At 42.8% G+C, this 13,249-nt stretch carries 17 protein-coding genes; 6 read left to right on the forward strand and 11 right to left on the reverse strand.

Translation table 11 applies throughout. The features are described from left to right. The first annotated feature begins 73 nt into the window (after positions 1-73). A complete protein-coding gene (locus ADS79_RS13795) occupies positions 74-1,420 on the forward strand; it encodes an LLM class flavin-dependent oxidoreductase (protein WP_141261166.1) in 1,347 nt (448 codons plus the stop codon). 125 nt (positions 1,421-1,545) lie between these two features. Next, complete coding sequence (locus ADS79_RS13800) at positions 1,546-2,445, forward strand: SDR family oxidoreductase (protein WP_049738954.1); 900 nt, start codon at positions 1,546-1,548, stop codon at positions 2,443-2,445. A 10-nt stretch (positions 2,446-2,455) separates the two neighbouring features. Here ADS79_RS13800 and ADS79_RS13805 read toward each other — a convergent pair whose 3' ends face one another. From ADS79_RS13805 to ADS79_RS35685, 3 genes are all read right to left on the reverse strand, one after another. After that, positions 2,456-3,427, reverse strand: coding sequence for a hypothetical protein (locus tag ADS79_RS13805; protein ID WP_049738955.1), 972 nt, complete (start codon positions 3,425-3,427; stop codon positions 2,456-2,458). Positions 3,428-3,445: 18 nt separating this feature from the next. Next, complete coding sequence (locus tag ADS79_RS13810) at positions 3,446-4,501, reverse strand: DUF2515 family protein (protein ID WP_049738956.1); 1,056 nt, start codon at positions 4,499-4,501, stop codon at positions 3,446-3,448. Positions 4,502-4,581: 80 nt separating this feature from the next. Next, a complete protein-coding gene (locus ADS79_RS35685; protein ID WP_162839535.1) occupies positions 4,582-4,722 on the reverse strand; it encodes a hypothetical protein in 141 nt (46 codons plus the stop codon). Positions 4,723-4,824: 102 nt separating this feature from the next. Here ADS79_RS35685 and ADS79_RS13815 point away from each other — a divergent pair, with 102 nt between their 5' ends. Next, positions 4,825-5,151 carry an iron-sulfur cluster biosynthesis family protein gene (locus ADS79_RS13815; protein ID WP_049738957.1) on the forward strand — a complete coding sequence of 109 codons (327 nt, stop codon included), beginning with the start codon at positions 4,825-4,827 and terminating at the stop codon, positions 5,149-5,151. Positions 5,152-5,200: 49 nt separating this feature from the next. On the opposite strand, the gene ADS79_RS13820 is transcribed toward ADS79_RS13815, so the two are convergent. Continuing rightward, complete coding sequence (locus ADS79_RS13820) at positions 5,201-5,509, reverse strand: YfhH family protein (RefSeq protein WP_049738958.1); 309 nt, start codon at positions 5,507-5,509, stop codon at positions 5,201-5,203. A 101-nt stretch (positions 5,510-5,610) separates the two neighbouring features. Here ADS79_RS13820 and ADS79_RS13825 point away from each other — a divergent pair, with 101 nt between their 5' ends. After that, positions 5,611-6,375, forward strand: a complete 765-nt coding sequence (locus ADS79_RS13825) for an SDR family NAD(P)-dependent oxidoreductase (protein WP_049738959.1) — start codon at positions 5,611-5,613, stop codon at positions 6,373-6,375. Between the two features lie 289 nt (positions 6,376-6,664). Here ADS79_RS13825 and ADS79_RS13830 read toward each other — a convergent pair whose 3' ends face one another. After that, positions 6,665-7,288 carry a cell wall hydrolase gene (locus ADS79_RS13830; RefSeq protein ID WP_049738960.1) on the reverse strand — a complete coding sequence of 208 codons (624 nt, stop codon included), beginning with the start codon at positions 7,286-7,288 and terminating at the stop codon, positions 6,665-6,667. Positions 7,289-7,507: 219 nt separating this feature from the next. Next, positions 7,508-8,218, reverse strand: coding sequence for a peptidylprolyl isomerase (locus ADS79_RS13835; RefSeq protein WP_049738961.1), 711 nt, complete (start codon positions 8,216-8,218; stop codon positions 7,508-7,510). Positions 8,219-8,311: 93 nt separating this feature from the next. On the opposite strand from ADS79_RS13835, the gene ADS79_RS13840 reads away from it, so the two are divergent. Next, complete coding sequence (locus ADS79_RS13840; protein ID WP_049738962.1) at positions 8,312-8,749, forward strand: hypothetical protein; 438 nt, start codon at positions 8,312-8,314, stop codon at positions 8,747-8,749. A gap of 67 nt (positions 8,750-8,816) precedes the next feature. Beyond that, complete coding sequence (locus ADS79_RS13845; RefSeq protein WP_049738963.1) at positions 8,817-9,005, forward strand: alpha/beta-type small acid-soluble spore protein; 189 nt, start codon at positions 8,817-8,819, stop codon at positions 9,003-9,005. A gap of 53 nt (positions 9,006-9,058) precedes the next feature. Here the strand turns inward: ADS79_RS13845 and ADS79_RS13850 are convergent, their stop codons facing one another. The 5 genes from ADS79_RS13850 to ADS79_RS13870 form a co-directional block, all read right to left on the reverse strand. Next, the gene (locus ADS79_RS13850) at positions 9,059-9,400 is read right to left on the reverse strand and encodes a phage holin, LLH family (RefSeq protein ID WP_049738964.1); all 342 of its coding nucleotides are present in this window, start codon (positions 9,398-9,400) and stop codon (positions 9,059-9,061) included. Between the two features lie 102 nt (positions 9,401-9,502). Continuing rightward, positions 9,503-11,584: a phosphodiester glycosidase family protein gene (locus tag ADS79_RS34370; RefSeq protein ID WP_084765845.1), complete on the reverse strand. Its 2,082-nt coding sequence runs from the start codon at positions 11,582-11,584 to the stop codon at positions 9,503-9,505. 13 nt (positions 11,585-11,597) lie between these two features. After that, positions 11,598-12,002 carry a hypothetical protein gene (locus tag ADS79_RS13860; protein WP_049738965.1) on the reverse strand — a complete coding sequence of 135 codons (405 nt, stop codon included), beginning with the start codon at positions 12,000-12,002 and terminating at the stop codon, positions 11,598-11,600. Between the two features lie 25 nt (positions 12,003-12,027). Beyond that, positions 12,028-12,306 (reverse strand): hypothetical protein, encoded by a 279-nt coding sequence (locus ADS79_RS13865; protein WP_049738966.1) that lies wholly within the window; start codon positions 12,304-12,306, stop codon positions 12,028-12,030. Positions 12,307-12,316: 10 nt separating this feature from the next. Continuing rightward, positions 12,317-13,198: a hypothetical protein gene (locus ADS79_RS13870; protein WP_152969578.1), complete on the reverse strand. Its 882-nt coding sequence runs from the start codon at positions 13,196-13,198 to the stop codon at positions 12,317-12,319. Between the last annotated feature and the right edge of the window lie 51 nt (positions 13,199-13,249).

Below are 13,249 nucleotides of genomic sequence, written 5' to 3' on the forward strand. Positions count from 1 at the left end.
AAAAGGGCTCATGGACACCAAACGTGACCAGGCAAATACGATTGTGAAAAATAGATCATGAGGAGGAGAAACCTTGGGTACAAAAAAACAACTCAAGCTAGGTGCCATGCTGCATGGGGTTGGAGGCAATATTTCCGGCTGGAGACATCCCGATGCGTTTGCAGATGCAAGTGTGAATTTTGAGCTGTATAAAAAATGGACGCAAAAAGCAGAAGAGGGAAAATTTGATTTTGTTTTCATCGCAGATGGCTTGTATATTACGGAAAAGTCAATTCCACACTTTTTAAATCGTTTTGAACCACTTACGATTTTGAGTGCACTGGCAGCGATTAGCTCTAAAATTGGTTTGGTAGGTACAGTGTCCACCTCCTACAGTGAACCGTTTACGATTGCCCGACAATTTGCTTCCCTGGATATGATCAGTGGAGGTAGAGCCGGATGGAATGTAGTAACCTCACCGCTTGAAGGTTCGGCCTTGAATTATGGGAAAACAGAACAGGAGCATCCGTCCCATCCTGAACGCTACAAAATCGCAAATGAGTATCTGGAAGTGACTGGCGGTCTTTGGGATTCCTGGGAGGATGATGCTTTTGTTCGTGATAAGGAGACGGGTGTCTTTTTTGATCCAGCAAAAATGCATACACTCAATCATAAAGGAACGTATTTTTCTGTGAAGGGGCCACTAAATATCGCGAGGTCCAAGCAAGGTCAGCCGGTTGTGTTTCAAGCGGGGGCGTCTGAGGATGGGAAAAGCTTTGCTGCGAAGGTAGCGAATGCGATTTTTACGGGGCAAGAGACCCTTGAAGAAGCGAAAGCCTATTATGATGATGTCAAAGGACGTGCGAAGGCATTAGGTCGCACCCCTGATGAAATCAGTATTTTGCCAGGGATCGGTCCGATCATTGGCAGCACACAAGAAGAGGCTGAGCGTAAATACACAGAAATAGCAGGCCTGGTGTCGATTGATCGTGCTCTGGACTTTTTAGGTCGCTTTTATGAGCATCATGATTTCACGCAATATCCGCTTGATGAGCCTTTCCCGGACTTGGGAAATCTCGGGCGGAACAGCTTCCAAAGCTCAACGGACAGGATGAAGGCATGGGCAAAGGACGAAGGACTTACACTGCGGCAAGTGGCTTTGCGCGTCGCGACCCCGAAGCCTACACTGCTCGGAACGCCGGAGAAAATCGCGGATACACTTCAGGAGTGGTTTGAGGCAGGAGCAGCAGACGGCTTCATCGTTGGATCGGCAGTTCCTCGAGGGTTGGAGGCGTTCATCGATGAGGTGGTTCCTATCCTGCAGAAGCGCGGGCTTTTCCGAGAGGAGTACGAAGCAGATACACTACGTGGAAATCTCGGCATCCCCATCCCGGTAAACCAATTTGCAGCGAATAAGAAAGTGGTCGTGAAAGAAAGCTGATTGATTCATACAGCAATGCGAATACCCCCTCATCGAAGTAAGGATGAGGGATGTTCGTTTTGGGGAACCACATCTGGGCTGGGCGAATACCATGTCGATATCGACTGATTGATGGAGGGATAATTTTGTACCCGAGATACCCTTATTATGGTTATAAAATGGTGTGTGAGGAAAAGCCCATATCATTTCCAGCACAGCATCAGGATCGACAGCCTGGAATGGAATATTTGATGGTACCTCGTCCGATTTTTGATAACCCACAGTATATTGGTAGCGGAAAGCTGCGGGATAAGGTAGCCATTATTACAGGAGGGGACAGTGGCATCGGGCGTGCTGTAGCCGTTGCATTTGCCAAGGAAGGGGCAGATATGGCAATCCCGTATCTTGATGAGCATATCGACGCAGAAGAAACGAAGCAAGTAATCGAGAGCTATGGTCGTCGCTGTTTGCTTCTTCCAGGTGATTTACGGGATGATCAGTGGTGTCGAGAGGTCATCCAAAGAACCATTGCCTATTATGGAAAGCTGAATATACTGGTAATCAATCAAGGGGTTCAGTTTCCACAAACGAGCATTCGGCAGATTAGTCGTCAGCAGCTGGAGGACACTTTTCGAACGAATATCTTTCCGCATTTCTTATTGACCCAGGAGGCATTACCTCACTTGCAGTCAGGTAGCACGATCATCAGTACAGCTTCGGTAACCGCTTACGCTGGACATCCTCTTCTCGTTGATTATTCAGCAACGAAAGGCGCTATTGTTTCATTTACACGCTCTTTGTCTCTGCAGTTAGTAGATAGCGGAATTCGTGTCAACGCTGTTGCGCCAGGACCGATCTGGACTCCGTTGCAAGTCTCCAGCTATACGGCTGAGTACATCACTACTCTTGGGACGGATACGCCGATGAAGCGTGCGGGTCAACCGTTTGAACTGGCCCCAACGTATGTTTATTTAGCATCAGATGATTCCAGTTATGTGACAGGCCAAGTACTCCATGTAAATGGTGGAACGATGACGGGGACATAAGTCGCCTGTGCTAGAACCTCGGGGGAGCTTCCTGTACGTGTGTCGTAGGGTGGAGTAGCAACTGCAAAAATCTGCCCGCCTCATGAATGAGCCAGTACGGCAAACGAGGGCCGTGTATGTATACTTCTGTTGCCGTCGAAATCATATTCGTTACTCGTTCTTGATCTCCCATCAAGCGAGCACATTCGCCTATGGCCATCCACGGGTACATATCACCGGTTTGGAAGGAGTCGAAATGAGGAAATGCGCTTGTTATTCGTTGATAGAGCATCTTTGCTACCATGGGCTCTGTAATCTCGTAGAGGATCGGGAATGCTTGTGAGGTTACATCTGGGTACCATTTTCGCCAGCCTGGATGCGTGGAATCATACATTGCGTATGATTTGCGAATTCTGCTGTACATTTTCATGATCCCCAGCTTGCAGGCATTGGCACGAATCCGGGCTTCTACTGCATTTTTCTCATCTCCCAGACAGGCAAATAAATACGCAGCGTCCTCCAAGCCGCGCATGACCTCACAATTATCCATCAAATATTTGACGCGATAGGAATGCTTCGCCCAGGTCAAGCCATCTTTTTGCTGGAGACTTGCGATTCCTTGCAGAAGCAAAACAAATTCCGCATGCCTGGTAGCCAGCCAGTTCGTATTTCCTGTAGCCCGTATCCATTCTGCGACCAGGCTGAATAAAGTCGCATGATAGCTATCTTCACTATCGGCAGAGCCTGTGTCGATTTCGGTCTGGCCCTCCAAGCGATAGTCATTCACATAACCGTGCGAATTGATATGCTGAAAATACCACTCGACATGGCTATGTATCGGTTCCCACTCTTTTAACGGGATGAGAGCAAGTAAAGCCAAATTGGTGAAGTAAGGGTTGATTTGGTTACGTAAAGGTGCCAAACGAAACGTGCCGCTTGGAAGCCAGCACGAAAGAAGATATCCTTTTTCCTGCTCTACCAATGCCAATTTCTCATCCGTCATCCTGCATCACAACCTTCCTTACGTTAAGGTTGTTACCCACTTGACTCCGTATTCCATCCAGTGGAGGGTACGGGCGTACGACTCATTGTCGATCGGGGAAAGATCAGTAACCTCTTCATTCACCATCGTATGCCATTTTTCATCGCGATACCAGTCGACGCCATCTGCAGGAGCGTGATCGATATTCTCCCATACAGCAAGCAAGGCGGGACTGTAAAGCTTGGACATGCCTTCGTGCAGATTTTGCCCATCCACCCTCATGTGGTAGGACTGATCGGCGGACTGCATGCTTTTTCGCGGACTGAAGAGATGTGGCCAGTAATCCGCTCGCGAGCCCGTGTGTGGAATTCGCGTGGTAAAAGCATGAATTTTTTCCAGGCGAAAACGATCTTCAAACAGCAGCTTGTAGAGTGTTTTACCAAGCATGATCCGCTCAGTGACTTTAGGAAAATGCTCAACACCTAGGCCGGTTACACTGATTCGCCGGTCTGTCGGGTGTGCCTTGTAGGGGAAGAGGACTTGGGACAGAGACAGGACAGATTGGGTCATAAAAGCATAGGTAGAGAAAATACGATTTAAGGTAAAGGGCTTTTGGACCACCCGTTGTTCAATATATTGCTGTTCATTTACGATTAGTGCGCGAGTCAAACGGGCACTGTCTGGATTCATCAAAAATTCCTTCCAGTAGTTGTGCATGAAAATCGATACTCCTAGTGAACCAAGTAATGAAGTCAGATCGGCACCTGTCCGTTTCATTTCTTTGTACAGAAGCAGCTGTGGGTAGGCATCATGAAAAATGAGCCAGTTGCTCCGCTCCAAAAACCAAAAAAATGGCTGGATCGCATGCTCGTCCATCAGCAGCGGGAGCCATTCCCCTTTCAAGTCTGTCATATTCCAGCCACCATTGCGTGAGACAAGATGCGCGAGCAAAGCCCAGTGGATTTCCTTATGCTGCTGATAAAATTCCAGATATGCCTGGGTACGTGAAATATTATTACGGTTGGCGAGGGCTGTCTGATGACGAATATGTGCAAGTAAATCTTGTTTATGAAGGGTCAATGGCTCATTAGTCATGCTGTCGCTCCTTGGATTTCGATACAAAAGCTAATGGATTGCGCCAAAAAAGCAGGCCCTTAGGATGACCCGCTCTTGATTCATCCAATCATTTCTAAAACAAGTAGACGGACCATCAATTTTTCTTTGGCCTCTTCCCACGTATTTGCAAAAATGACCACATGCTCGGATTGAAACTCTGTTTCTGCGATGAAAATACCATCCTGTTCGTATATGTTCATAGAAGATCGTCCTTTCTGATGCCTTTCAAGCATTGTATGCTATCATGATCAAGATGATGCATACCATTCGCGGAAAATCTCGCGTAGAAAGGATGGAATAGCGTGGAAATTACAGTAACTAAGGAAGCATTGGGGCAATTGCAGGCTATGAATCAAGCAAAAGATAAGAATAGGTTTATACGAATCAATGGTGAGTTGGTTGGCGGGTGTGGAATGACCGTGGAGTATGCTTTGTGGTGGGATGAGAGAGGTGTTGATGATCTCGAGCACCATGTAGAGGACCTCACATTTTTAATGGACAAAGCGACGATTGAATATATCGGAGCGGATAGACTGACCGTCGATTTTCGACCACAACAGGGATTTCGACTCGTGTCTCCTCAGCAAATTGTAGCGTATGGCTTGGTGTTAAAAGAGCGTTGGGGGTAAGAGAATCGAAAAAAGAGACTGGGCTCTATAAGCTCTGTCTCTTTTTTCCCTACAACCAGAGTTCTAGCATCCCTACTGGAAAACCGGTTTGTTCATCCGAATCGGGAAAACGGCCCCAGGCAAAAACGCCATTGAAATAATCGATGGTAAATGGCTGATCATAATCAGGGACACTGTACTTTCCACCAATACGGAACTCATCTGTTCCAAGGTAATATGATTTAGCCATAAAGTATTTTTGCTGAATAATGCCAAACTGCGAATGGTCGCTAAGCTTCTTTTTGTCTTCGGCTTCCTGCCGTAAACGTTCCATTTCTTCCTGCAGCTCAGCTAACGTCATCTGACTGTACAAGCGCACGGGAATGCCTCCTTTCCATACAGGTCCATTGTAGCAAAAGACAAGGGAAAACGCGATGGATATAGAATCTTTAGAGAGTAGTGAAAGGGGAGAAGGCATAAATGAGTCGTTTTGATTTGACAGGAAAAAAAGCAATGGTAACAGGAGCAGGAAGGGGCATCGGTAAAGCTTTGGCGATCGGACTCGCAGAAGCCGGTGCGGAAATCGCAGTCGTTGCTCGTACGGAGGCAGATTTGCACGAGGTCGTACAAGAAATACAAGATAAGGGTGGCACTGCGCATCCCATCCAGGCTGATCTGACGGCAGCTGGAGCAGCTGACGAGGTCGTCGCGCAAACGGTAGAGGCTTTGGGTGGTCTACATATCCTTGTGAACAACGCAGGCATGAATATACGTAAAAAAGCACATGAGGTGAGCGAAGAGGAGTGGGATCGTGTCGTTGACCTGAACCTGAAAGCCACGTTCTTTCTCAGCCAAGCTGCCGGACGGGTCATGTGCGAGCAGCGCTACGGACGGATTGTCAATGTGGCTTCCGTAGCTGGACTGGTGGCTTTGCGTACGGGTGTGGCTTATGGCTCCAGCAAGGCGGGCGTTATCCAAATGACTCGTGTACTTGCTTTGGAGTGGAGCAAATTTGGGGTCAACGTAAACGCGATTGCTCCATGGTATTTCCGCACTCCCTTGACAGAAGAGCTCCTGTCAAACGAAGCTTTTTTGCAAGAGGTTCTCTCGCGCACGCCTAGCGGGCGGATTGGTGATGTGGAGGACTTGGTTGGGCCAGCTATCTTCTTGGCATCTGATGCTGCAGCCTACATATCAGGTCAAACGATTGCAGTCGATGGAGGCATGTCTGTTTACGGATTTTAATCGGTGACAAAAAAAGGGCATCCCATAAAGGGATGCCTAATTATTTGGGGGCGATTGAGAAAAATATCGATCGGCCAATTGCATTGTTGTTTTGCTCTCACCCAAAACAATAACGCGAGCCAAAAAACTAGCAACGCATACATCAATCGATGAATACGTTTAAGAATTCATTCATGTTGAATATCGATCGTTTTCTCAATGCGTTGAAAAAAAGTGCTTACGCTATTAAATTACCACCTAAAAGTAAATTGCGGATAAAATAAAAATAAAGTATTGTTAAATTTTTGCGTTAACGAGCAAATCTGTGATTGCCAATGACGACAGTTTGTTCCCTCGACCAAATCCAACGGGAGGTTGCTGTATTTGGATTGAAAAAGTACAAGGAACCTTTCGTTGGGTCCTTGCCATCTACAGCCTCCTGAACAGCTTTTCGCGTACTGTCGTTAGATTCGCGCGAGAGATGGCCATCATTTAGAGGCGAGAATGCATTGGGAGCGTAGATAACCTCCCGTACCGTATTAGGAAACCCTGATGAAGCTACCCGATTCAATACAACAGCAGCAATCGCTACTTGTCCTTCGTACGGTTCTCCCCGGCCTTCCGCGTACACAAGCCGGGCGAGCAGTTCCATATCCCTCTCTGAAACCTTCACTTTTCCATTGCGAATCACTTTTGGTCGGTTGTCACGACTTACGGAGATAGAATCGCGTTTTTCGGTAGAGACAGGGGTTGCTGGTTTTGCTTTTTTCTTTGCTGCTTGATCCTTAGGCATGGTGGGGCCGAGGGCAGTTGGTAACGCTTGGCTGAAGTGAGGTGCTGTGGCGCTTGTTGGAGTCACTAAGAGGCATAATAGCAGCAAACCAAAACTGTTCATAAAGAAGAAAAAGCGCAATCGCGCTTCACGTGTCATCACGACGGGAACCACTCCTTTTCGCTTTTTGCATGTTTATTTGCGGAAGCGAATCGGGTCATCGACAAGTCTATCGGGATTATCGGAATGGTTCAATAGGGAATTGGTTCCATCGAACTATTTACAAGGAGTAAAGGCAGAGTAAGGCGGAGAATGAGAACAGAAAAAACACCACGGAAAAAGAGAATCCCGTGGCGTTCTTTTGAGAAAGCAAACACTTGTTTACTTCTCTGTAATGGTTACCGTGTTGATTTTAATCGTTTGCTCTGGAACGCTTTGCTCACCTGTTTGCGGATTAGCTTTCACTTTCGTACCCGCAATTTTTTGTACGATGTCCAAGCCTCCCGTTACTTTTCCGAAGATCGTATAGTTCGGAGAGTTTTCCAACCCTTCTACATCCTTACCAGATCCGATGAAGAACTGGCTGCCGTTGGTGTTTTTACCTGCATTGGCCATCGCAACGACTCCGGTTTCATACTTATGACCGTTATTCAGCTCATCTTCAAAGGTATAGCCAGGGCCACCAATCCCAGAAGCCATGGTTGTGTCACTGCCCTTACTAGATGGATCACCAGTTTGGATCATGAAATCCTTGATAATCCTGTGGAATTTAATGTCGTCATAGAACTTGTCCTTTGCAAGAAATACAAAATTGTTTACTGCTTTAGGGGCATCTTTAGCAAACAATTCAACTTTTATATCGCCCATGTTAGTGCTGATTGTAGCTTCGTATTTCTTGCTTTGATCAATTGTCATAGCAGGGTATGCAGAATATTTTCCAGGGGGCGCTGGATGTGCTGGTGTTGTGTCTTTAGGTTTTTGTGGTTGAGTTGGTTGTGCTTCAGGAGATTCAGGTGCGGCTGTATTGCTACATCCCACAAGTAGGCTTATTGAAAGTAGAACCGAACTTACAGTCAATAAAATGCGTTTCATTGTTCTTCATCCTTTCGATGCTCGTTTTATACCCCACATCACATTATAATAAAATGATACGTGTGGTCAAACTATGGCAAGAAGGTGTAAAAGTTGTATAAGCGAACAGAAATAGAATATATACGACAATTTTTGGGTGAAAATGGGTACAAATTGCTAACTGAGAACTATAGAAATCAAAAACAAAAATTAGAAACAGAATGCCCTAATGGGCATAAATACAATATTACCTTTAACAATTTTAAGAGGGGAGATCGGTGTAACGTATGCACAGGTAAGAATCAAAAATTCACGCTTGAAGAAGTTCAACGTTGGTTTAAGGAATGGAACTGCACATTGATTACAGAGGACTATAGAAACCAAAGACAACTCCTTGAATACAATTGCAAATGTGGAGAACCGTTGAGTAACACTTTTCAGCGTTTAAGACATTTTTGCAAAGACCCATTTTGCAATGCTTGTAGAAAACAATCTGCCAAAGAACAAAGGAGAGCAGATGCAGAAGAAATTATGTCAAAAATATGGTTCTAATTTGGTATTTGGGATTAAATAGTGCACATACTACCTTTAAGTTAAATCATATCCAGAGGTGGTAAATATGGCACGTTCTAATCGATTGCTTAATGGACAGGCTCGTGCGGCCCTAGATCAGCTTAAATACGAGATTGCGGCAGAATTTGGTGTCAACCTTCATGCAGACACTTCAGCACGTCAGAATGGCTCTGTAGGCGGTGAGATGACTAAACGATTAGTGCAACTAGCTGAGCAACAAATTTTCAGGGTTTGACGAAGAGAAAAAAATACCCCCTAGAATAATCTCTAGGGGGTGCATGTTATGCATTACCGCTGTTTTGATGCTTCGTCTTTAAAGGACTTCAAAGTTGATTCAATCAGAGCTTTTAACTCATCATTTGTATATTTCAAACCTAATTTATCCAACTCCATTTTGACCCACTCAACAGCTTTACTGTATTTAACTTCACCGTCAAGGTCTTTGTAAGCTACCTCAACAAATTTTATAGCAATTGATACAAGTTCTTTCTTCTGATCTAATGTCGCCATAAATTTATCAATTTTACTTTTGCCCACTTTTTGTTTAATCCAATACGATACACCAGAAGCAAGTAAAATACTTATGGATAGTAGCAGATTCTCCAAGATATCTTTCAAAATCAATTCCATGTATAAATACCTCCAATTTATGATTTTCGTAAATCACAGAACCCTTGATACATAAGGGTTTTTGACACTCTAATTTCCGATAAAAGGAATATTTTATTAGGTTTACTTGATAATTTTATTTTCTTTGAGCCAACTTTGAACTTTCTGATCTTTGATATTAATAATGGCTGAATCCTGAGTTACTTGAGAGACGCTACCAACTTTAATTCCTACAGATACACGTTGAACTGCAATTCCTGTAACTTGTCCGTATTCGTCTAAAGTTGCAGTGCCACTATCATCACTGTCGAAGGGGAGAGAGCAATCAAACTTCCACTTTTCAGTTGGTAATGAGTCATTACAAACTACACCTTCTTTACTTCTCCATTTCACATTCAATCCATGACCAACACCAATCAATTTCTGATTGGTTTTAATACCTCTGTTAGACAATTCAACAAATGGCGTAGTTGGTTTATAATCAGTGATTTTACATAGTGCAATGTCATAATCAGGATGTTGGCTAATGAAGGTAATATCATACCAAGTGCGATCATAGGTTTGAACTTTCATATTGACATCAGGATGGATGACGTGTTTCGCTGTGAGAATGTATCCATCTTTCAACAACACACCTGTCCCATTTTTACCGCCAACTTGAAAATAAACTGAGGTGTCAGTTGCTAATTTAAGAACTTGATCCCATGTCTTTGGCTGTTCAATTGGTTTTGGTTCAGTAGGCGTTGTAGGATCAGGCTTAGGTTCTGGCTTAGGCGTGAGAGGGGGATTTGACCCTTGATTGTTTTTAAGTGTAATAATCTCAGTCTGCAATTGATTGATAACTTTAGCGACATTTTGAATCAGTAGAGCAGCGTACTCACCATTAACTTGACCATTTTTTACTGCATTTTTTATCCAGTAGTCAGGAGTATTAATTGCACCTTGTTCTTGAATAACTTTTAATGCATTTTGTAATTCATTTTCACCAGTTGAGATCGGTGGAGTATATTTAACGCCCGTATATTCACAAAATGCTTTAACGACTGATTCAGCATAAACTTGCCAATTCTTTTGTACCTGTACAACATCTTCAGCATTATCGATAAATCCATATTCAACAATAGTCGTATCTACAGATCCTGTATCTCGATGCATGTAATAGTAATCACGTTTTGGATTATCAGGTAGGGTTCGAGTGAATACTCGACGACCTAATTGACCACAAGAAATAATGGCATCATAAAGTTTTTTAGCTAATTTTCCATCAGCATAGATGCTGTGAATCGTTTCTACACCTTTACCACCACCAGCATTAATGTGATTAGAAATGCAATACTTTGCCCCAGAGTCTTTAACCCTCTTTGTTCGTGGGGTGCTATCAAGTGTTTCATCTTTATTTCGAGTCAGTGCTACAGGGACATTCAACTGTTGAAAGCGAGCATATTGATATAAACTGATTTGAAGTGTTAATTCTTTTTCTTTGAGGCCTAAAGCTTTATTCTCTGCCCCTGAATCAATACCACCATGTCCTGCATCAATAATTATTAAAGGTGTAGACACGTTACCATCTCCATTATCTTGTTTTTGCCTGACAACTATTGCAGCGCTCACAGGTCTTTCATTTTTCACAATCTTTTCATTCATGTAATTGCTAGAAGTCGATCCACCACCATCTAAATTTAACGATTCAACACAGCCAAGATTAATCATCAACTTTGCCAATTCGTTAAGCGTGAAAGAGGTGAGAGTGGTGACCAAGACGATAGCTCCATTTGCTTTGATACCAATTGCTGATCGTTGTGTCGAAGAATTGGCAACATCACTTGGGGTAGCCTCTTCCTTTGAATTGATAAAAACTTGACCGTTTTTGACAATTTGAGGGGTAGATTGGAATCCCAATTTAACATTAGAAATGTCATTTGGATTGAGCACGCCTACATACGGTTTTCCATTTTTAGGCACAATAAAAGCACTCCACTTAGAAGTGCTAGACATGGTTTGATTCAGTTTTCCTTCCTTTACGATGTTCCCAATTGGTTTATAAATGTCATTTTCTTTAAAGGCAAATGTGGCATTTTGTCTGAAAACAACATCCTTATCATTAGTGGCAATTTGAGAAATGCTTTTACCCAATTCCACTTGGTAATCAATAATGTGATTTTGATCTAACTCAAACACAATGTAGTTATCTGTTTTTCGATACATTAATACAACTCCTTTACACAAGGAAACTTATGATATCTTGAGCCTTGTATCCAAGTAGAGCACATAGCAATATAAGAACAACGATCCACAAATTCTTTCGGTCACCACTTATGAATCCCTGATACCATTTAGTATGTATATCATCACTGTTTTTAGGGTCAACTTTGATTTCACGAATCAAGGTCAATTCTTCTCTTTGTTGTTGGGCGATAGTGGTAAGCCACTTGATATTCTCCTTCATGCTTGCATCTGATTCGCGCATGGTGACAATGGTCTCATTAAATAACTTTTCACTGTCCTTGATACTCGTTTTAATTTCTTTCATTTCTTCTTTGATGTCTTGCTTAAAATCATCAAATTCCTTGACTGTTTTTTCAATTTTTACATCAAGTGCTTCCAATGTTGGGGGAGAGGACATTATTCTCACATCTTTCTGTTATTAACTAAAATCTTTTACATAATACAAACCTCGATTTATTATCTCTTGCAGTATTAACTATCCACACTTCGTCATTTTTTCTAAATAAAACATCAGGATTGCAAGAAATGACAATAGAAGTGTCACTACCATCAACAAAGCACTTTACCTTAGTAGGTGATAACACTTCATCAATTTTTCTAAATCTCCATGGTTCTTTGAGTAACCCCTCATTCTTGAATTCCTCTCGGATCAACTCTCGAATACCATGCAGTAATTCTCTAGATTGTAAGATTCCTTCCATTGAATTCCTCCTAGATAAAGTCCCAATTTTGAATGATTCTTCTTGGTCGCAAACTTTCGATTGTCATTAACGAGGGGGATATAGGAACGTTTAGATTCTTCACTATGTACTTTTCTCCAAAGAGTCCGCACGCTTCATCGTGAATACTGATAATGTCATCTGGTTCCAAAAAGAAGATGGGAAAGGCATCAGTGGACACAGCTTCATCATAACCAGCTCTATTCATAAGCTCATATTTAGCCCTAAATTTACAGTCATCGACAGAAGTTAAAATACTGTCAGGGTTCCCATTATTATGAGGATAGATGTACTTTCCAATCTGTTGAATAGAGTAGGGATTGCCTGCAAAAACGGGATTGTTTTCATCTATGACTAGATCATACATAAACGTAGCAGTATCACTATTTCCACCCAGAACACGTATGTAGTTTGCTATATTTTCTCCCAAGAAGCGCCTTACACTGCCAGCATAAAATTGATCTAATCCATCATTATTGAAACTCCACACTACAGGCTCGTTATCGATTAAGTTCAAGTCAATCTTTTTTAAAGTAAGATATCCATCATAATCAAAAAAAACATGGCACTTTGCCTTGTCTGCCAGATCCTGAATAATCTGCCACCTAGATGTATCAGGCTGATATTGTAAGACATAAGGTATTGTTTCATTAATATCATCAAACTTAAAAAGGGTTTCATATGCACCTTCAGCAACGATTTTAATGGCCTCTGTAATCTTTAATCCTTTTGCAAGTTCTAGATGATTTAGTAGTTTGCCTCTTGAGTCTGTGTATAAATAGCTTTTATCAATTAGCTCAATCATAGTTCTGTGTCCAGATGAGATAGTGTTTTCATTCGATGGTTGAGTAAGTACGTAAACTGTAACCGTCAAGTAAAATTGAACACCTTTTGCTAATTAATTTTGAACACTTTCGTGTTCAAA

The sequence above is a fragment of the Brevibacillus reuszeri genome (assembly GCF_001187725.1).
GTDB classification, from domain to species: domain Bacteria; phylum Bacillota; class Bacilli; order Brevibacillales; family Brevibacillaceae; genus Brevibacillus; species Brevibacillus reuszeri.

Coding starts and splice junctions, on each gene's coding strand:
- ADS79_RS13835 (WP_049738961.1), bottom strand. CDS start 8,218: ATGAAACGCATTTTATTGACTGTAAGTTCGGTTCTACTTTCAATAAGC.
- ADS79_RS13865 (WP_049738966.1), bottom strand. CDS start 12,306: ATGGAAGGAATCTTACAATCTAGAGAATTACTGCATGGTATTCGAGAG.
- ADS79_RS13810 (WP_049738956.1), bottom strand. CDS start 4,501: ATGACTAATGAGCCATTGACCCTTCATAAACAAGATTTACTTGCACAT.
- ADS79_RS34370 (WP_084765845.1), bottom strand. CDS start 11,584: ATGTATCGAAAAACAGATAACTACATTGTGTTTGAGTTAGATCAAAAT.
- ADS79_RS13850 (WP_049738964.1), bottom strand. CDS start 9,400: ATGGAATTGATTTTGAAAGATATCTTGGAGAATCTGCTACTATCCATA.
- ADS79_RS13860 (WP_049738965.1), bottom strand. CDS start 12,002: ATGTCCTCTCCCCCAACATTGGAAGCACTTGATGTAAAAATTGAAAAA.
- ADS79_RS13825 (WP_049738959.1), top strand. CDS start 5,611: ATGAGTCGTTTTGATTTGACAGGAAAAAAAGCAATGGTAACAGGAGCA.
- ADS79_RS13805 (WP_049738955.1), bottom strand. CDS start 3,427: ATGACGGATGAGAAATTGGCATTGGTAGAGCAGGAAAAAGGATATCTT.
- ADS79_RS35685 (WP_162839535.1), bottom strand. CDS start 4,722: ATGAACATATACGAACAGGATGGTATTTTCATCGCAGAAACAGAGTTT.
- ADS79_RS13845 (WP_049738963.1), top strand. CDS start 8,817: ATGGCACGTTCTAATCGATTGCTTAATGGACAGGCTCGTGCGGCCCTA.